Annotated in this window: 14 protein-coding genes and 1 pseudogene; 10 read left to right on the top strand and 5 right to left on the bottom strand. The window is 69.9% G+C overall.

What is annotated here, in order from left to right; all coding sequences use genetic code 11:
* The 4 genes from IY392_RS04190 to IY392_RS04175 form a co-directional block, all read left to right on the top strand.
* Positions 1-3,711, top strand: a 3,711-nt coding sequence (locus IY392_RS04190) for a DNA glycosylase AlkZ-like family protein (RefSeq protein ID WP_194860588.1), incomplete at its 5' end; no start/stop codon positions are given.
* Between the two features lie 202 nt (positions 3,712-3,913).
* Complete coding sequence (locus IY392_RS04185; protein ID WP_107758171.1) at positions 3,914-4,810, top strand: cation diffusion facilitator family transporter; 897 nt, start codon at positions 3,914-3,916, stop codon at positions 4,808-4,810.
* Between the two features lie 108 nt (positions 4,811-4,918).
* Positions 4,919-5,794, top strand: coding sequence for a DNA-formamidopyrimidine glycosylase family protein (locus tag IY392_RS04180; protein ID WP_182613681.1), 876 nt, complete (start codon positions 4,919-4,921; stop codon positions 5,792-5,794).
* Positions 5,791-6,546, top strand: a complete 756-nt coding sequence (locus IY392_RS04175) for an SDR family oxidoreductase (RefSeq protein WP_107757002.1) — start codon at positions 5,791-5,793, stop codon at positions 6,544-6,546. Before IY392_RS04180 ends, IY392_RS04175 begins: the two co-directional genes overlap by 4 nt.
* A gap of 4 nt (positions 6,547-6,550) precedes the next feature.
* Here the strand turns inward: IY392_RS04175 and IY392_RS04170 are convergent, their stop codons facing one another.
* From IY392_RS04170 to pgi, 3 genes are all read right to left on the bottom strand, one after another.
* Complete coding sequence (locus IY392_RS04170; protein ID WP_194860587.1) at positions 6,551-8,212, bottom strand: HNH endonuclease signature motif containing protein; 1,662 nt, start codon at positions 8,210-8,212, stop codon at positions 6,551-6,553.
* A gap of 169 nt (positions 8,213-8,381) precedes the next feature.
* Positions 8,382-8,975, bottom strand: coding sequence for a dihydrofolate reductase family protein (locus tag IY392_RS04165; RefSeq protein WP_194860586.1), 594 nt, complete (start codon positions 8,973-8,975; stop codon positions 8,382-8,384).
* A gap of 65 nt (positions 8,976-9,040) precedes the next feature.
* Positions 9,041-10,687 carry a glucose-6-phosphate isomerase gene (pgi, locus tag IY392_RS04160; protein WP_107756999.1) on the bottom strand — a complete coding sequence of 549 codons (1,647 nt, stop codon included), beginning with the start codon at positions 10,685-10,687 and terminating at the stop codon, positions 9,041-9,043.
* Between the two features lie 105 nt (positions 10,688-10,792).
* Here pgi and IY392_RS04155 point away from each other — a divergent pair, with 105 nt between their 5' ends.
* Positions 10,793-11,533 carry a DUF5701 family protein gene (locus IY392_RS04155; protein ID WP_228548998.1) on the top strand — a complete coding sequence of 247 codons (741 nt, stop codon included), beginning with the start codon at positions 10,793-10,795 and terminating at the stop codon, positions 11,531-11,533.
* On the opposite strand, the gene IY392_RS04150 is transcribed toward IY392_RS04155, so the two are convergent.
* Positions 11,442-11,720, bottom strand: coding sequence for a chorismate mutase (locus tag IY392_RS04150; protein WP_107756998.1), 279 nt, complete (start codon positions 11,718-11,720; stop codon positions 11,442-11,444). The genes IY392_RS04155 and IY392_RS04150 overlap by 92 nt on opposite strands.
* Before the next feature lie 46 nt (positions 11,721-11,766).
* Here IY392_RS04150 and IY392_RS04145 point away from each other — a divergent pair, with 46 nt between their 5' ends.
* Together IY392_RS04145 and IY392_RS04140 are read left to right on the top strand one after the other, a co-directional pair.
* A complete protein-coding gene (locus IY392_RS04145) occupies positions 11,767-13,203 on the top strand; it encodes a sodium:alanine symporter family protein (protein WP_107756997.1) in 1,437 nt (478 codons plus the stop codon).
* Between the two features lie 40 nt (positions 13,204-13,243).
* Entirely contained in the window at positions 13,244-15,718 is a 2,475-nt protein-coding gene (locus tag IY392_RS04140; RefSeq protein WP_194860585.1) for a UvrD-helicase domain-containing protein, read from the top strand.
* Positions 15,719-15,782: 64 nt separating this feature from the next.
* Here IY392_RS04140 and IY392_RS04135 read toward each other — a convergent pair whose 3' ends face one another.
* On the bottom strand, positions 15,783-16,493 hold the full coding sequence (locus IY392_RS04135) for a M23 family metallopeptidase (protein ID WP_231750312.1): 711 nt from the start codon (positions 16,491-16,493) through the stop codon (positions 15,783-15,785).
* A gap of 483 nt (positions 16,494-16,976) precedes the next feature.
* Here IY392_RS04135 and sucC point away from each other — a divergent pair, with 483 nt between their 5' ends.
* The 3 genes and pseudogenes from sucC to IY392_RS04120 form a co-directional block, all read left to right on the top strand.
* Positions 16,977-18,143, top strand: a complete 1,167-nt coding sequence (gene sucC / locus IY392_RS04130) for an ADP-forming succinate--CoA ligase subunit beta (RefSeq protein ID WP_107756994.1) — start codon at positions 16,977-16,979, stop codon at positions 18,141-18,143.
* A 21-nt stretch (positions 18,144-18,164) separates the two neighbouring features.
* Positions 18,165-19,067 (top strand): succinate--CoA ligase subunit alpha, encoded by a 903-nt coding sequence (gene sucD, locus IY392_RS04125; RefSeq protein ID WP_107756993.1) that lies wholly within the window; start codon positions 18,165-18,167, stop codon positions 19,065-19,067.
* A gap of 125 nt (positions 19,068-19,192) precedes the next feature.
* A pseudogene (locus IY392_RS04120) lies at positions 19,193-19,558 on the top strand (hypothetical protein); the annotation flags it as partial.

Raw genomic sequence — 19,558 nt, 5'->3', positions numbered from 1 at the left:
CCCGCGCAGATCATGGTGCCGTCCGAGGTCTCGCGCGGGGCGCCGGCGGAGTTGGCCATGGCCCACCACGGGTCGGTCTCCAAGGAACGCCGGGCGCTCATCGAGGACGCCCTCAAGTCGGGACGGTTGCGCGCGGTGGTGGCGACGTCGTCCCTCGAGCTCGGGATCGACATGGGCGCGGTGGATCTGGTCGTGCAGGTCGAGTCGCCCCCCTCCGTGGCCTCGGGACTCCAGCGGGTGGGCCGCGCCGGACACCAGGTCGGTGAGGTCTCCCGTGCGGCGGTCTTTCCCAAGCACCGCGCCGATCTCCTCCACAGCGCGGTGACCGTGGAGAGGATGGTCGCCGGTCAGATCGAGGCCATGTCGGTCATCACCAATCCGTTGGACGTCCTCGCGCAACAGACGGTGGCCGCGTGCGCACTCGAGTCGATCGATGTGGAGGACTGGTTCGCCGCCGTCCGGCGGACCGCCCCGTTCGCCGGACTGCCCCGGTCGGCCTTCGACGCGACGCTGGACATGCTGGCGGGAAAGTACCCGTCGGCGGACTTCGCAGAACTCCGGCCGCGCCTCGTGTGGGATCGCGACGCCGGGACGCTGACCGGCCGACCGGGTGCGCAACGCCTCGCCGTCACCTCGGGAGGCACCATTCCCGACCGTGGACTGTTCGGCGTGTTCATGGTGGGGGAGAAGGCGACGCGGGTCGGGGAGCTCGACGAGGAGATGGTCTACGAGTCGAGGGTCGGCGACGTGTTCGCCCTCGGGGCCTCGAGCTGGCGGGTCGAGGAGATCACGCACGACAGGGTGCTGGTCACGCCCGCGCCCGGCGGGACGGGAAGGCTGCCGTTCTGGCTCGGGGACGACCAGGGAAGGCCTGCGGAGCTGGGCCGCGCCCTCGGCGGGTTCCTGCGCGAGGTGGGGCACGGGTCCGACGACGAGGTGGTCCCCCGCCTCGCCGCCGCCGGCCTCGACGTCAACGCGGTGGCCAATCTCCGGCGGTACCTCGTCGAGCAGAGGGAGGCCACGGGGCACCTCCCCAGCGACACGACCCTCGTGGTGGAGCGGTTCCGGGACGAGGTGGGCGACTGGCGCGTCGTTCTGCACTCTCCGTTCGGCGCCCGCGTGCACTGGCCGTGGGCGGAGGCGGTGCGTGCGCGGCTCGCCGCCGCGCACGGGTTCGACGCCGTCCCGGTGGTGTCCGACGACGGCATCATCCTGCGGGTCCCGGACACCGTCGACGACGGCGAGGTGGGCGCCCGCCCGGGAGCCGAGACGTTCGCCCTCACTCCCGAGGAGGCCGTGGACCTGGTCACCACCCACGTGGGTGGGTCCGCGCTCTTCGCGTCCAGGTTCCGCGAGTGTTCGGCGCGGGCGCTGCTCTTCCCCCGGTTGGACCCGGGGCGGCGGGCCCCGCTGTGGCAACAGCGGCAGAAGTCGGCTCAGCTGCTCGACGTGGCACGCCGCTACCCGGACTTCCCGATGATCCTCGAGGCGGTCCGTGAGTGTCTGCAGGACGTGTACGACGTCCCCGCGCTGGAACGTCTGCTGCGCGAGATCGACTCGCGGACGGTCCGGATCGTGGAGATCGACACCCCGACGGCGTCGCCGTTCGCGCAGTCGTTGCTCTTCGACTACGTCGGTGCGTTCCTCTACGAGGGGGACTCGCCGCTCGCGGAGAAGCGGGCGGCGGCGTTGGCGATCGACCCCTCACTCCTCGGCCAGCTCCTGGGACGCGTGGAACTCCGCGAGCTGCTCGACGTGGAGGTGCTGGACTCGATCGAACGGCGGCTACAGCACCTCGAGCCCGAGCGCGCGGCCCGTGACGCCGAGGCCGTGGCCGACCTGCTGCGCCTGCTCGGGCCACTGACCGTCGAGGAGATCGCCGAGCGGTCCACGGAGCCGGAGGCCGTCCCGGGGTGGCTGGCGACGCTCGCCACGTCGTCCCGGATCGTCACGGTGGAGCACGCCGGCCGCACCTGGTGGGCCGGTGTCGAGGATGTGCCCAGGCTCCGCGACGGGCTCGGCGTGCCTCCGCCGCGCGGGGTCTCCTCGGCTTTCCTCGGCGACGCCGACGATCCCCTCGGCGAACTGGTCCGCCGCTATGCGCGAACCCACGGCCCGTTCACGGTGGATGCCCTGGCGGCGCGCTTCGGCCTGGGTGTGGCCGTGGCGCGCGGCGTGCTCGAGCGGTTGACCTCGGCCGGGACTCTGCTGGCCGGTGAGTTCCGCCCGGGGGCCGCGGGACCGGAGTGGTGTGACGCCGAGGTGTTGCGCCACATCCGCCGGCGCTCGCTCGCCGCGTTGCGCAGCCAGATCGAACCGGTGTCGCACACCGCGCTGGCCCGCTTCCTGCCCGGCTGGCAGAGCCTGGGCTCCGGCTCCGGTTCCGGTTCCGAGTCCGGTGTGGACGGCGTCCTCGCGGTGGTCGAGCAGCTCGACGGGCTGGCGGTGCCCGCCTCCGCGCTCGAGCCTCTCGTCCTCGCGCCCAGAGTCCGCGACTACTCCCCGGCGATGCTGGACGAGCTGCTCGCCGGGGGAGAGGTGCTCTGGAGCGGGCGGGGCCGAGCGGGGGCCCGAGACGGCTGGGTCTCCCTGCACCCGGCGGACTCCGCAGGAGCGACCCTCCCACTCGACCGGCCGCAACCGGAGGGCGTGGTTCACATCGCGGTGGTCGAGTCACTGCGCGGCGGGGCCCTGTTCTTCCGGGACATCGTGACCACGGTGAAAGAGGCGGCTGCACAAGAGTCGACCGGTGATGCCCCGGAGGTTGCCGGACCAGCCGCCACCGTACCGGCCGTCACCGAGGCCGTCGTCCGCGACGCCCTCTGGGACCTGGTTTGGGACGGCGTGGTCACGAACGACACCCTCTCGCCGTTGCGGGCGGTCCTGTCCGGTGGCGGCTCGTCGGGGTCGGGCACCGCCCACCGCTCACCGCGGTCCTCGGCCAGGCCCCGTCGGGCCCGCCTGGGCCGGACCTCCATGGCGCAGTTGAACGGCGCGATGGCCGCCGGCACGCGGACGCCTCCCGTGGTGGCCGGTCGCTGGTCGCTGGTGCCGGAGCCGGTCACCGACGCGACTGTGCGCGCCCACGCCTGGGCCGAGACGCTCCTGCTGCGCCACGGCGTGGTGACACGGGGTGCGGTCGAGGCGGAGGAGATCCCGGGCGGGTTCGCCGCCGTCTACAAGGTGCTGGCGCAGATGGAGGACTCGGGTCGCTGTCGCCGTGGCTACTTCGTCGAGGGTCTGGGTGCCGCCCAGTTCGCCGCCGGCAACACCATCGACCGCCTGCGTTCCTACGACGACACGGCCGACGACGCCCACTGGCCCTCCGGCACCGACGAGCCGGCAGTGCGAGTCCTCGCCGCCACCGACCCGGCCAATCCGTATGGCGCCGCCCTGCCCTGGCCGCAGGCCCCGGAGGGTGGATCGGGTCACCGTCCGGGCCGGAAGGCAGGCGCTCTCGTGGTGCTGGTCGACGGACTGTGTGTCCTGTTCGTCGAGCGCGGTGGCCGAACCGTCCTGGTTCTCGAGGACCGCGCGGGCGCGGTGGCCCTCGCCGCGTCCGCGCTGGCCGCAGCGGTGAAGTCCGGGGCCGTGGGACCACTCACCGTCACCACCATCGCGGGCGAGCCCGTCCACACCTCGCCCGTCGCGGCCGCCTTCGAGAACGCCGGTTTCGGGGCGACGCCGAAGGGGTTGCGCATCCGGCGGTGAGGCACTCCGCCCCCCGGCGGTGATGGCCCACGCCTCGGCCATTGAGTCACCCACGCCAACGAGTTAAGATATGCGCATCAATGCATATATAGAGAGGGGCGTTGGAATGGGGATAGGGCACTCACACGGAAGCCACACCCGCGGCTCCGCCCACACCCGCGGCCCCGCCGACGCGCACGGCTCCGCCCACACGCACGGCTCGGTGAGCACGCAACCGTCCGGCCACGCCGGGGCTCGCTACCGGGTGAGGCTGGCGTGCGCCTTTGCTCTGACCTCGGTGTTCTTCGTCGTCGAGCTGATCGCCGGCGTCATCTCCGGCTCCCTGGCGCTACTCTCCGATGCCGGCCACATGGGGGCGGACGTGGTGGCGCTGGGCGCAGTGCTCGCGGCCACGGTGATCGCTTCGCGTCCGGACCGCTCCGGCCGACGGACGTTCGGCCACTATCGGGTGGAGATCTTCGCCTCCGCGCTCGCGGTCCTCATCATGGGCGGAATGGGCGTGTACGTCCTGGTCGAGGCGTTCAGCCGGTTGGGTTCGGACGCGCACGTCGCCACCGGGACCATGCTGATCGTGGGTGCGATGGGACTGGTCGTCAACGTCGTCTCGCTACTCCTGCTGCGCAGCGGTTCATCGGAGAGCCTCGCGGTCCGCGGCGCGTATCTCGAGGTCCTGGCCGACGCGGCCGGATCGGTGGGGGTGATCGCAGCCGCGCTGCTCATCCGGGCCACCGGATCGACCGTGTGGGATCTCGTGGTGGCCGTGGCGATCGCCGCGTTCATCGTCATCCGAGCGGTGATCCTCGGTCGACAGGTCGTCGCGGTGCTGGCCCAGCACGCGCCCGCCGGGGTCGACCCCGCTGCGGTGGAGTCCGAACTCGCGTCGGTGCCCGGCGTGGAGGGGGTGCACGACCTGCATCTGTGGACCCTGACCTCCGGAATGGATGTCGGGACGGTCCACCTGGTGATCGCCCCCGGGGCGCAGCACGCCGGAATCCTTGAGGAGGCGCGGCGCGTCCTGCGGGAAGCCCACGGAATCGAGCACGCGACAGTCCAGATCGAGACCGCCGGCGTCGTGGAGTGCCGCGCTCTGGGATGGTGAACTCGGCGATTCGGAGAGCGGCCAGGGCAGACACAGTGGACAGAGCAGACACAGTGGACAGAGCAGACACAGTGGACAGAGCAGACACAGTGGACAGAGGGGTCGACGGTGCCGGAGGGTGATTCCGTTTACAGGGTGGCCAAGCGGGTCGACCGGGCGTTGGCCGGACGGACCCTCGACAAGTCCGAGCTGCGAGTCCCCCGATTCGCAGCGGTGGACCTGCGGGGCAGGGCCGTGGTCACCGCCCGGTCCCGCGGCAAGCACCTCTTCGTCGTCGTCGGCCCCGACGCGCAGGGTCGGGACCCCGTCACCCTGCACATCCACCTGAAGATGGAGGGCCGCATCCACATCCATCGTGCGGGAGAGCGGTGGCGGTTCCCCGCGCACACCGTCCGGCTGCTTCTGCGTGCGGGTGACGTCGAGGTGGTGGGTACCGAACTCGGAGTGCTGCGCGCACTGGACCCGTCCGAGGCCGATCGGGCGGTCGACCACCTCGGCCCCGATCTCCTGGGGCGGGACTGGGACCCGGACGCCAGCGTCGCGGAGGTGATCAGGCGAATCGGTGAGCGGCCCACCCGGACGATCGGGGAGGCACTGTTGGACCAGAGGAATCTCGCCGGGATCGGCACCGTCTACCGCGCCGAGCTCTGCTTTCTGCGAGGCCTCGACCCGAGGGAGCCCGTCGAGGCGGTGCCGGATCTGCGCGCGGTGGTGGTCCTCGCCCGGCGGATGCTCCTCGCCAATGCCGACCGCTCCGTCCGGGTCACGACCGGCGACACGCGCCGCGGGAGGGAGCTGTGGGTGTACGGGCGGGACGGCAAACCCTGCCGCAGGTGTGGGACCCAGGTGGAGACGTTCCGACTGGGTGGTCTCGCCGACCCCGATGAACCGAGCGATTCGCTCGATCGCATCGCCTACCGCTGCCCGTCGTGCCAACCGGGGCGTGCCACACTGGGGCCATCGCCAACGGAGGAGAACCTGTGACCGACCGCAACACGATTCTGATCACCGGAGCCAGCGCGGGTCTCGGCGAGGGTATGGCCCGTCGCTGGGCCGCGCAGGGCAAGAGCCTGGCGCTGTGCGCCCGCCGCCTCGACCGCCTCGAGGAGCTCCGCGCCGAGCTCGTGGCCGCCAACCCCTCGATCACGGTAGCGGTCCGCGAACTCGACGTGGCTGATGGCGACGCGGTGGAGCGGGTGTTCGGTGAGCTCGACGCGGAGCTCGGAGGCATCGACCGCTTTGTCCTCAACGCCGGACTCGGGAAGGGGGCGTCCATCGGCACCGGCAAGGCGCACGCCAATCGCGAGACCGCGATGGTCAACGTGATCGGCACCCTCAACCAGGCCGAGGCCGCGATGGAGCTCATGAACAAGAGGGGTGAGGGGCACCTGGTGTTCATCTCGTCCGTGAGCTCCCTGCGCGGTATGCCCAAGGCCCAGAACACCTACGGCGCCACCAAGGCGTTCGTGTCCTCGCTGGCGCAGGGCCTGCACGCCGAACTCGACAGCGCGGGCAGCCGCATCAAGGTCACCGACATCCTCCCCGGGTACATCCGCACCGACATCAACCGCTCGGTCAAGACCTCACTGATGACCGAATTCGACGAGGGCGTCGACGCGCTGGTCAGGACGATCGACGCCGAGCCCACTCGGGCACTCGTCCCCGCCAAGCCCTGGAAGGCGATCGGTCCACTGTTGACGCTCCTGCCGGAGAAGGTCAGCCGCAGGTTCGTCTGACCTGCTAGAAGGGCGGCGGGCTGAGGAGGTCGTCGAGTAGGGCCCGGACCTCGTGCTCGACCGTGCTGACCACGGGCGCGTTCCGCCGCCACCAGCGACCGTGGTCGACGAAGCGGGTGTCCGCCGATCCATGTGCGCGGGCGCGCTCGGCGTTCAGGCGGAGCGCTCGGCGAGACCAATAAGTGGGCTCCGGCCGTGCTTCACCGCCTGTGGTGGTCGGGTCCGGGTTTCGCTTCTGTTGCCTATTCCAGGCCTGGGACTCCGCGCGGGCCTGCTCGCGGCGGTAGGCCCCGAGCGGCCCGGAGGGTCGGGTCGTCATGGTCGCCCCATCGGGGGTGACGACGGTGAGACCTCCCTCGGGCTCCAGGTTGTAGATCCAGTCGGAAAAGGTCTTGAACCGGTGGTGACGCCGACACAGACACATGAGGTTGTGCTCTTCGGTCGGCCCGCCCCGGGCAGGGTCGGCGTGGTCGAACGGTCGGACATGATCGATGTCACAATCATCGGCTGGAACCGCACACCCGGGGTGGCGGCAGGTTCCGTCGCGCAGCCTGATGCGGCGTGCCAACTCGGCTCCGGGCCGGTACTTGAGGCCGCGGCCGGCGTCGTCGGCGGCACCGATGCGGGGGTCGACCTTCTCGACGCTGGCACCGTCGCTGATGTTCAGCATGTCCAGCAGAGCCTGAAGCGCGGCCTCGCCCGTCCGGGTGAACTCCACCCGCACCCCGTCGCCGTCGGCACCGGGGTTGTCCGCGCCGGTGTTGCCGGGAGCGATCACGGTGACCTTGGGTCGCAGCGGCGACACGGGATGGTCCGAACTGCCGGGCTGCGGGCTGTCGCCACACACGAGTGACAGCAGCGCGTCCGCGCGGCGTTCGGCCTTGGAGTAGTAGTAGTCCGGGTCCGGGTCCGGGTCCGGGTCCGGGTCCGGCTGGCCGGTCCCCTCGGTGGTGGCGGCGGCGGCTTCGGCGGCGGCGTGTTCGGCAGCGCGCTGGTCGATCGCCTCGGCGAGGACCGCCGCCTCTTCGGTGGCAAGGATGGCCGACACGGTGGACATGCCGTCGGCGCCCTTGTTGATGCGCACTCCGCGGGCACGGCTGGCGTCCTCCTTGCGCCTGCGGATGCCGTCGGCGTCGTGTCGGGCGATGATCGTGTCCACCGCATCGCGAATCGCTCGCGCCCCGAGGCGTTCGCCGGCCTCGATCGCGGCCAGGTAGTCGTCGACGACGTCCTGTTGAACCTGCGGGAGGACCGAGGGATCGACGGTGGCCATCTGGCGGGCCAGCAGTTCGGCGGCGCGCTGGTCCAGGCGCCCTGAGGCCAGGGCTGCGAGGACGGCGGGGTAGCGCTGGTGCAGGTCCGCGGCGAAGGAGACCATCGATTCGGCCCGCAGGGTGGAGACGGCCATCGCTGCCACCACGTACCCGGTGGCCACATCGAACGGGTCGACCACCGCGTGGCCGGGCGGGGACTCCGGGCCGGCGCCCGAGTCGTCGCGGCGCAGGCACTCGAGCAGCAGGTCGTAGCAGGCCGACAATCGCCGGGCAGCAGCCCGGTTCTCCGCCTCCCAGCCGGCACGAACCGAGGTGGTCAACCTGGTCAGCGGATCGACTCCGGAGGAGCCGAGGGAAGCGCTGCCCGTGAACGGGTTCTCGTCGCCGTCCATACCGCACCCCCGTCACCATCGAGTGTCCGACATCTGTCGAATGTACGTTCGATACTACGCACACAGGTTCGAATGTTCGAGGGGTGTGGACTGGTCATCGCCGAGACTCGGGCAGGCGAGAACGCAGGCGTGCACGCAGGTCAGCGGTACGGCCCGGTAGGCGGCCCGGTCAGCGGGTGGGGCGCGCCTCGGGGCCCACCACGTCGAACAGCATCGCTGTGAACTGGCCCTGCGCCTCGAGCTGCCGACGGCGAAGACGGAGCCGGCGGGGCAGCAGGGGACGCCCGGAACCGAGGACGACCGGACACTGGTGGATCCAGACCCGGTCGAGCAACCCCCGGTCGGCGAACTGGCCCGCGAGGTCGCCACCACCGACCACCCAGACATCCCCGCCGCCGGCGGCATCGACCAGGAGGGGGTGCAGATCGCCGACGTCACCGGCGACGAACTCGACTCCGTCGACGGGATCGAGATCGCGGTGGGTGACGACCCAGCTCGGCACGGAGTAGGGCCAGACGAACGGTCGGCCGTCCTTCGTGAGGTCGCGGCGCACCCACTCGAACGTGTTGACCCCGCAGACGAGTGAACCGACGCCGGAATAGAAGCGGTCGAGGTGGAGGGCGGGGAGCGCGGGGTCGGGCTCGGTCGGTGTGCCACCTGTGGGATCTGCCCCGCCGGAGGTCGCGAACAGCCAGGAGAGGCTCTCCTCGTCGTCGGCGATGTACCCGTCGAGGCTGGTGGCGGTGCAGTAGACGGTGCTCATGCGGGAATGATCGCACCGGGGTACGACACCCGGTTACGAGCCCTTCGTGGGCGAGGAGGGCCGACTCAGCGGCGACCGCGGGCCTCGCGGTAGATCTCCACGAGAGAATCCGTCGAGGAATCGAAACCGTCTCCCGGGTGCCTCTCGGCGGTCAGAGCCCGCAGGAGCTCGCCGGCCTGCGCCTTACCCAGCTCGACCCCCCACTGGTCGAAGGCGTTGATGCCCAGCACGGCGGCCTGGGTGAACACCACGTGTTCGTACAGCGCGATGAGCTGGCCGAGGACCCCGGGTGAGAGCGACGGGGCGAGGATCGTGGTGGACGGCCGGTTGCCGGGCATGACCTTGTGGGGCGCGAGCTCGGGGTCGACCCCCTCCGCGAGCACCTCCTCCTCGGTCTTGCCGAACGCCAGCACGCGGGACTGGGCGAAGAGGTTGGCCACGAGCATGTCGTGCATCGAGCCGGCGCCGTCCGCGGCGGGCAGGTCCGTCACCGGGCGGGCGATACCGATGAAGTCCACCGGGACGAGCTGGGTGCCCTGATGCAGGAGCTGGAAGAAGGCGTGCTGGCCGTTGGTGCCGGGCTCGCCCCAGTAGACCTCACCGGTGGGGTAGGAGACGTCGGAGCCGTCGAGCCGGACCGACTTGCCGAGGGACTCCATGGTGAGCTGCTGCAGGTAGGCGGGGAAGCGGAGAAGCCCTTGGGCGTAGGGGATCACGGCCTTGGACTGGGCTCCGAGGAAGCAGGTGTACCAGATGCCGAGCAGGGCCATGAGGACCGGCGCGTTGTGCTCGGGTGCCTCGGTCGCGAAGTGCAGGTCCATGGTGTGGAAGCCCTCGAGCAGCTCCACGAATGCCGCCGGTCCCACCGTGATCATCACCGACAGGCCGATCGCCGACGACACCGAGTACCGGCCCCCGACCCAGTCCCAGAACTCGAACATGTTCTCCGCCGCGATCCCGAAGTCGGCCACCTTCTCGGTGGCGGTCGACACCGCCACGAAGTGGGACGCGATCGCGTCCTGTGACCCGAGCGCCTCGACGAAGTGCCGGCGCGCGGCATGGGCGTTGGCCATGGTCTCCTGCGTGGTGAAGGTCTTGGAGGCCACGACCACGAGAGTGGTGGCGGGGTCGACCTCGGAGAGCACGTCCGAGAGGTCCGCAGGGTCCACGTTGGAGACATAGCGTGCGCGGACGCCCGCGGTCTGCAGGTGGCGCAGGGCCCTGTCGACCATCACGGGACCGAGGTCCGAGCCCCCGATGCCGATGTTGACCACGGTGTCGATCCGCGCCCCCGTGTGCCCCGTCCATTCGCCGGAGCGGACCCGCTCGGCGAAATCGGCCATCCGGGTGAGGACCCCGTGGACGTCGGCCACCACGTCCCGTCCGTCGACGACGAGCTCGGCGTCGGCGGGGAGACGGAGCGCGGTGTGGAGGACGGATCGGTCCTCGGTCGTGTTGATCCGGTCACCCCGGAACATCGCGGCCCGCTGCGCCGGCAGACGGGCGGCGTGGGCCAGCTCGGTCAGCGCGCTCATGACCTCGTCGGTGACCAGGTGCTTGGACAGATCGATGTGTAGGTCGCCCGCGGTGACCGTCATGCGGCGACCCCGCTCCGGGTCGGCGGCGAACAACTCGCGGAGGGTCACGCCACCGATCATCGGAACGAGGCCCTCGATGTCCGACCACTGCGGGGTCGTGCTGATGTCCGTCATAACCGCTCCTGCCCAGTCTCGCCGCCCGGGGGTCGCCCGCCGTCCGTATGCGAGGCTAGTCGGGAATACGGGGGCCGCGTTGTCCGTTCCACACACGTGACCCCCATGACTCCTCCGTCCGACTCCTCCGTCTCGCCCCAGGTGGAACGACTGGTCGAGCTGGGCGTGCCCGGGCTCGCCGGGATCACCGCCGGGCGGCTGCGGGAGCACGCCGCGTCACTCCCCGCCGACGTGGCCGTGGGAAGGCCGGTGCTGGCGGTCCACCCCTCGTTAGTTCCCACCGCTCAACTCGTGAGCCTGCTGCGACGTGAGGGTAGGGCCGGTTTCGTCGTGGTCGACATGTCCGACCTGGCCGAGTTCACACCGACCGACGACGTCCGGGTGCCGGACGCCCCGCTCTACCTGGTCGATGACGTGACACGTGACGACGACATGCTGGGCTGGACCCCGACCGACGCGCACGCCGAGTTCGCCCGGCGGGGGCGCACTCCGCTGACCATCTCCGAGGGGGTGAGCTGGCTGCTCCAACAGCCGGAGATGCTCGAACCCGGCAGGTGCTTCATGTGCATCGGGTCGCGGAAGCGCAAGGCCGACGGAGCGCTGGACGCCCGGACCCCGGCACTGTGGATCAGCGGGGGGACGGGCCGCGACGGTCGGGAGAGCAAGGGGGCCCCGAAGGTGGGCTGGTGCTGGGCGAACAACCACCACACGTGGTTGGGGTTCGCCTCCACCGCCGGACGCGTCGGTCCGGGTCTCAGCCCAGTCGCCCGCGACCCAGGCGCAGGAGCATCCCCGCGAGGGTCTGCCCCTCCTGGCCGAGGGAAGAGAAGCGCTCGTAGACCTTGAGTTCGCGGGTGTGGACCAGCTTGGTGCCGCCGGACTTCATCCGCGTGCGGCCGATGCGCTTGGATATCTCGCTGCGGCGGACTATCGCGTCCAGGATCTCTGCGTCCAACCGGTCGATCTCCAGACGGAGCTCCTGGATCTGGGCCTCGGACAACGGATCGTCCGTGCCGGCGGGGTCAGGGTTCATGTCGTAATCATCCCACTCTCTTCCGCTGGACCCTCAGGACAGTCTAATGTTGCCGCCCGTGGACAACTTGAACACGCTTCTCGCGGACATCGGATCCGTGATCTGGGGACCATTCGTCCTCATCCCGCTGCTGCTCGGCACCGGCCTGTTCCTCACGATCAGGCTGCGCGCGATCCAGTTCCGCAAACTGGGCCCCGCGCTCAACCTGGGGCTGCTCCGGCGCCGGGACGACGGCGGCGCGGGTGACATCAGCCAGTACCAGGCGTTGACCACCGCGCTCGCCGCGACGGTCGGCGTGGGCAACATCGTCGGTGTCGCGACGGCGATCTCCCTGGGCGGGCCCGGCGCGCTCTTCTGGATGTGGGTCACCGCCCTCGTGGGAATGGCCTCCAAGTATTCGGAGGCCTTCCTGGGGGTGCGGTACCGCGTGACCGACGCCCGTGGCGAGCAGTCCGGTGGTCCGCAGTACTACCTCCACCGGGGATTCGCCGATCTGTTCGGCCGGACCGGCGCCCGGGTGGGACTCGTCCTGTCTCTCGTCTTCGCGGTGTTCGCGGTCCTGGCGAGCTTCGGCATCGGAAACATGACGCAGGGCAACGCGGTGGCGGCCCAGCTCGACAACTCCTTCGGCATCCCCGTCGTGGCCTCCGGCGTGATCCTGTTCGTCCTCACCGGTGCGGTCCTTCTCGGCGGCATCAAGTCCATCGGCCGGGTCACGGCAGGGTTCGTCCCCCTGATGATCGTGCTGTACCTGCTCGGCGGGATGGTCGTCCTGGTGCTCAACGCCGACGCGATCCCCGGGGCGTTCGGGCAGATCTTCACCGAGGCCTTCACCGGGACGTCCGCGGTGGGTGGCTTCGCCGGTGCCGCGATCATGTACGCCATCCAGATGGGCGTGGCGCGGGGCATCTTCTCCAACGAGTCCGGTATGGGCTCCGCGGCCATCGCGGCCGCCGCGGCCAAGACCACCCACCCGACCCGTCAGGGCCTGGTGTCCATGACCCAGACCTTCATCGACACCATCATCGTCGTCACCTTCACCGGCCTGGTGATCGTCACCTCCGGGGTGTGGGAGCGGGGGAGTGACACGGCCGGCACCATGACCGCCGACGCGTTCGCCGAGGCGATGCCGTACGGCGACAAGCTCGTGGCGGTGGCGATCGCGTTCTTCGCCTTCTCGACGATCCTCGGCTGGTCGTACTACGGCGAGCGGTGTGTCGAGCGACTCGTGGGCGCCGGGGGGGTCATTCCCTACCGGATGGTCTTCACGTGCGTGGTGTTCGTGGGTGCGGTCGTCGAGCTCGAGGTTGTGTGGAACTTCGCCGACGTGATGAACGGCCTGATGGCCATCCCGAACCTCATCGGACTCCTGGTCCTCTCCGGTCTCATCGTCCGCGAGACGAAGCACTACCTGGACAACGATCCGACTCTGACGGCGACGGCAGCGCAGGTCGAGGAGTTCATGGGGGACCGCCCGCGCTGAGATCGGGCTGTCGGAGCGGGTGGGTAGATTGGACACCACGATGACCCACTCCGCCTCCGCTCCAGCCAGCGTTTCAGCTCCAGCCAGCCGCACCTCTGTCGATTCGCCCCTCCTCGACGGGCTCAACCCACAGCAGGTCGCCGCGGTCACGCACCGCGGCGGCCCGTTGTTGATCGTGGCCGGCGCGGGCTCGGGTAAGACCAGCGTGCTGACCAGGCGGATCGCCTACCTGCTGGCCGAGGGGGGCGCGCACCCGGGGCAGATCCTCGCCATCACGTTCACCAACAAGGCCGCCGCGGAGATGCGGGAGCGGGTCTCCGGCCTGGTGGGTTCCCACGCCGAGCGGATGTGGGTGGCCACGTTCCACTCGATCTGCGTGCGGATCCTGCGCGCCCAGTCCGCGCTCCTGGGTACCCGCAATTCCAACTTCACGATCTACGATTCGGACGATTCCCGTCGCCTGCTCGGCATGATCGCCAAGGAGCAGAACCTCGACATCAAGAAGTTCACGCCGCGGATGCTCGCCGCGGCCATCTCGAACCACAAGAACGAACTCCGTGAGCCGTCGGAGGCCATGGATCGTGCGCTGGAGGACTCGGACCGGACCGGGCAGACGGTCGCGGCGGTGTTCACCGAGTACCAGGCGCGGCTACAGGCGGCCAACGCCTTCGACTTCGACGACCTGATCGGGGAGACCGTGGCACTGCTTCGGTCGCACCCGGAGGTGGCGGCCTACTACCGGCGCCGGTTCCGCCACGTCATGGTGGACGAGTACCAGGACACCAACCACGCCCAGTACATCCTCGTCCGCACTCTGGTCGGCGGGGCGGCGGGGACCGGTGACGACGCCGCGGCCGGGGTCGCACCGGCCGAACTCTGCGTGGTGGGAGACGCCGACCAGTCCATCTACGCCTTCCGCGGGGCCACCATCCGCAACATCGAGGACTTCGAGCACGACTACCCGGACGCCCGATCAATCCTGCTGGAACAGAACTACCGCTCGACCCAGACGATTCTCTCCGCCGCCAACGCCGTGATCTCCCGCAACCCGGGCCGGAGGGAGAAGAACCTCTGGACCGACGAGGGAACCGGCGAGTTGCTCGTGGGATACGTGGCGGACAATGAACACGACGAGGCGCGGTTCATCGCCGGGGAGATCGACCGGCTCGTGGACTCCGGGGTGGCCGGGTATTCCGACGTGGCGGTGTTCTACCGGACGAACAACTCCTCCCGTGTGATCGAGGACGTGTTCGTCCGCCTGGGACTGCCCTACAAGGTCGTCGGGGGCACCCGGTTCTACGAGCGCAAGGAGGTGCGCGACGTGGTCGCCTACCTCAAGGTGCTCGCCAACCCGGACGACACGGTGGCTCTGCGCCGCATCCTCAACACGCCGCGGCGGGGGATCGGCGACCGCGCGGAGGCCTGTGTGGTGGTCCACGCCGAACAGCGGGCCATCGGCTTCGGAGAAGCCCTGCGGGACGCCGCCGAGGGCAGGGTGGCGCTGCTGCCGACGCGATCGGCCAAGGCGATCGCGGGGTTCGTCTCGCTGCTCGATGAGCTGCGTGGGGGCATGGCCGGCTCAGACCACCCCGGAGGCGAGGATTCGGCCCCCGACGTCGGCGCCCTGGTCGAAGCCGTACTGGAGCGCACCGGGTACCGCGCCGAGTTGGAGGCCTCCAACGACCCGCAGGACGCGGCGCGGTTGGACAACCTCAACGAGCTGGTGGGTGTGGGCCGGGAGTTCTCCTCCGAGGCCGCGCTCCAGCGGTCTGCGCGGGAGCAGGGTTTCGGCGACCGCGAGGCCGATCTGGACGAGGGCCTCGCCGAGCCGGGTTCGCTGGCGGCCTTCCTCGAGCGGGTCTCGCTGGTGGCGGACGCCGACCAGATCCCCGATCAGGACCAGGGGCAGGTCACCCTCATGACCCTCCACACCGCCAAGGGCCTCGAGTTCCCGGTGGTGTTCCTCGTCGGGATGGAGGACGGCCTGTTCCCGCACATGCGTGCCCTCGGGGATCCGGCGGAGCTGTCCGAGGAGCGGCGGTTGGCATACGTGGGCATCACCCGCGCCCGCACGCGTCTCTACCTGACCCGCGCGATGATGCGTTCGTCGTGGGGCCAGCCCATGACCAATCCCGGGTCTCGCTTCCTCGAGGAGATCCCCTCCGAGGCGATCGAGTGGCAACGCGAGGAACCGGTCGGCGGCGGAGGGTTCGGCGATTCCGACTCGTACGCGCCGCGACGCCGATTCGGTGGTGGCGGTGCAGGGGGTGGCTACGGTTCCGGTGGCGGGTTCGGCTCCGGTGGCGGACGCTCGTCCGGGATCCCCAGGGCGAAGGCCTCCGCGCCCACCCTGGAATTGGCGCCGGGGGATCGGGTGACGCACGACAAGTACGGGCTCGGCAAGGTGCTCACGTGCGACGGGAGCGGTCCGCGTGCGACGGCGACGATCGACTTCGGCGCGTCGGGGACGGTGCGACTGATGCTGATCGGGGGAGTCCCGATGCAGAAGCTCTAGTGGGGGACCTGCCGGGGGCCGGCTGCCCCGAGGTCAACTGCCCCGGGGGTCTACTGCCGCGGGGTCAGCTGCCGAAGGGGATGGAGCTCGAACCCTCCACGCTTCCTGCGCCCGCGAGGTAGATGCCGTGCTGGGCCAACCAGATGACGGGGTCGACGTGCTGGGACCCGTTGTTGAGCAGCACCTCGAAATGCAGGTGGGAGCCCGTCGAGAAGCCCATGTTGCCCATGCCGGCGATCCGCTGACCGGCGTAGACGCGCTCCCCCTCACGGACGTCGAGTGACTCCATGTGTCCGTAGACGGTCATCGTGCCGTCGTCGGACATGATCCGGATCCAGTTCCCGAACCCTTGAGCGGGGCCGGAATCGATCACCACTCCGTCGGTGGCCGCGAGGATCGGCGTGCCGTTGGAGTTGGCGATGTCGATCCCCGCGTGCATCGCGCCCCACCGCATGCCGAAACCCGAGGTGAAGGTTCCCTCGGCGGGAAGAGCCACCTTCGGACGCCGGGCCTGCTCTTCGGCGATCTCACGCTGGGTGTTGATCTCCGTGCCGGCGTAGAGCATGGCCGACTGCGCGTTCTCGGCTGCCGAGTCGAGGGCCGAGACGACCACGGGCTCGGGGAGGGAGGGTGTCGCGGGAGTGGAGGATGACGGAGCGTCGGGCGCGCCGGTCGCCGGGGCAGCCTCGCCGTTGGCGAGGAGGGCGATGTCGCCCGCCTCGGCGGAGTGGGTGCCCACGACGTCCATGACCGAGCCCGCAGAGGCTGCCGACACGGCGGCACCGGCGGCGACGGCCAGAACGGCGGCGCGACCACGCAGTGCGTGGGGGGGCGAGGGGAGGCGGTGACGTCCTCCCGCGTGTGCACCGGATGCGGGTACGACGACAGGAGTCGCGGGTGGTACGTGCTGCGACTCGTTCTTCACCGGTGGCGTTTCCCCTCTGAGGTCGTGCTGTGATCTTTCCGTGATCAAGACGCCCCCCAAGGTAACGGACCGGCAACGGCGCCGCAAGGTCACACCCGGCTGGCGAGGGAGGGGTGGATCACACCGGTGTGACTCCAGTGGTCAAGGGGTTTGGAGTTAATGCTCGGGTCTCGAGTGGTGGTCACGGCGCCTCCGTGGCCGCGCGCTCGTGTGACCGGGCACACACGGTCACCCCCAGGGTGCGACGGGCGACACACCCCGCGCCTAGGATGAGGAAGGACTCGGCTTTACAACAGGGCCGGGCGAATCTACCCACGTCAAGATGGTGAGCTGATGGATCTCTTTGAATACCAGGCAAAGGCTCTTTTCGCGAAGCATGACGTGCCCACCACCCCGGGGCGCGTTGCGGACACCGCGGAGGAGGCCGAGAAGGTCGCGGCCGAGATCGGCAAGCCTGTCGTCGTCAAGGCACAGGTGAAGGTCGGAGGCCGTGGCAAGGCCGGCGGCGTCAAGCTGGCGGAGGACGCCAAGGAGGCCCGCGCCCGGGCCGAGGACATCCTGGGCCTGGACATCAAGGGCCACATCGTCAAGAAGCTGCTCGTCGCCGAGGCCAGCGACATCGCCGAGGAGTACTACATCTCCTTCCTCCTCGATCGCGCGAACCGCAACTACCTGGCCATGTGTTCGGTCGAGGGTGGCGTCGAGATCGAGCAGGTCGCCGAGGAGTCCCCGGACCGCCTCGCCCGGATCAACATCGATCCCACGGTCGGCGTCGACGAGGCCAAGGCCCGCGAGATCGCGAAGGCCGGCCACCTCCCGGAGGAGGTGCTCGACGCCGCTGCGGTGACGATCGCCAAGCTCTACGAGGTGTTCGTCAAGGAGGACGCCACGCTGGTCGAGGTGAACCCGCTCGTCCGCACCCCGAACGACGAGATCCTGGCGCTCGACGGCAAGGTCACCCTCGACGAGAACGCGGAGTTCCGCCACAAGGAGTCCTTCGAGGACTTCTCCGACGCGGGCACCACGGATCCGCTCGAGCAGAAGGCCGCGGAGAACGACCTCAACTACGTCAAGCTCGACGGGCAGGTCGGCATCATCGGTAACGGTGCCGGTCTGGTCATGTCGACCCTCGACGTCGTCGCGTACGCGGGCGAGAGCCACGGTGGCGTCAAGCCCGCCAACTTCCTCGACATCGGCGGCGGTGCCTCGGCCGAGGTCATGGCCAACGGTCTCGACGTCATCCTCGGCGACGAGCAGGTCAAGAGCGTGTTCGTCAACGTCTTCGGCGGCATCACCGCCTGCGACGCCGTCGCGAACGGCATCGTCAAGGCTCTGGAGATCCTCGGCGACGAGGCCAACAAGCCGCTCGTCGTCCGTCTAGACGGCAACAACGTCGAGGAGGGTCGCAAGATCCTCGCCGACGCGAACCACCCGCTCGTCACCCTGGCCGACAACATGGACTCCGGCGCCGACAAGGCCGCCGAGCTGGCCGCCAAGTAAGAAGCAGAGGACCTCACACACATGTCGATCTTCCTCAACAAGGACAGCAAGGTCATCGTCCAGGGCATCACCGGTGGCGAGGGCAGCAAGCACACCGCCCGCATGCTCGCGGCCGGCACCCAGATCGTCGGCGGCGTCAACGCCCGCAAGGCCGGCACCACCGTGTCCCACAAGGACGCGAACGGCAACGACGTGGAACTGCCGGTCTTCGGCGGCGTCGCCGAGGCCATGGAGGCCACCGGTGCGGACGTGACGATCCTGTTCGTCCCGCCGCCCTTCACCAAGGACGCCATCATCGAGGCCGTGGACGCGGAGATCCCGCTCGCCGTGGTCATCACCGAGGGCGCCCCCGTGCTGGACACCGCCACCGCGTGGAACTACAACCTCGCCAAGGGTGGCAAGACCCGGATCATCGGACCCAACTGCCCGGGCATCATCACACCGGGCGAGTCGCTGGTCGGCATCACCCCGGCCAACATCGCGGGCAAGGGCCCGGTCGGGCTCGTGTCCAAGTCGGGCACCCTGACCTACCAGATGATGTACGAGCTCGCCGACTACGGCTTCTCGACCGCCATCGGCATCGGTGGAGACCCGATCATCGGCACGACCCACATCGACTGCATCGAGGCCTTCGAGAACGACCCGGAGACCAAGGTCATCGTGATGATCGGCGAGATCGGCGGCGACGCCGAGGAGCGGGCTGCCGACTACATCAAGGCCAACGTCACTAAGCCGGTCGTCGGCTACGTGGCGGGCTTCACCGCCCCCGAGGGCAAGACGATGGGCCACGCCGGCGCCATCGTCTCCGGCTCCGCGGGCACCGCTCAGGCCAAGAAGGAGGCCCTGGAGGCCGCAGGAGTCAAGGTCGGCAAGACGCCGTCCGAGACCGCGCAGCTCGCCAAGGAGCTCCTCGACGCCATGTGATCCGTTCGTGGTGGTCCTGCAGGGACCGCCGCGAGCATGCGCCACCCGACCCCCGCCATCCCCGGATGCCGGGGGTCGCGGCGTGCCGGGGGTACCGCGGGTGGACGGTTCTCTACGGTGGCATCGTGAGCCCTCCACGTGTCATCCGGCCCGCCGCGAGACGGACCCCGGCGGGTGCCCGATCGTTGTTGTGGACGGCGGCCGCCGCCGCGCTGCCCGTCATCGTCTCCGTGCTGGTGCTGACGGCGCTCACCCTGGCCGTGCTGGTGTTCAGCGCCCGGGGGTTCGACTCACTGTTCGCCGTGGTGGCCGTGGAGTGGTTGGTGGTCAACAGGGTGCCCCTCACCGTGGACGAGGTGTCCCTGGGCTTTCTGCCCCTGTTGCCGCCGTTGATCTACGTGGCGGTGTTGGCCCGGCAGACCCGCGCCGTCCTGGGCGACGTCGAGGAGCCGGGGGCGCGCGAGGCCGGCGCGGGTCTGCCGGGCCAACAC

Source organism: Dietzia sp. SYD-A1 (genome assembly GCF_015356725.1).
Taxonomy (GTDB): Bacteria; Actinomycetota; Actinomycetes; order Mycobacteriales; family Mycobacteriaceae; genus Dietzia.
The sequence above is the reverse complement of the archived record's forward strand: the minus strand, read 5'-3'. Positions and strand labels throughout refer to the sequence as shown.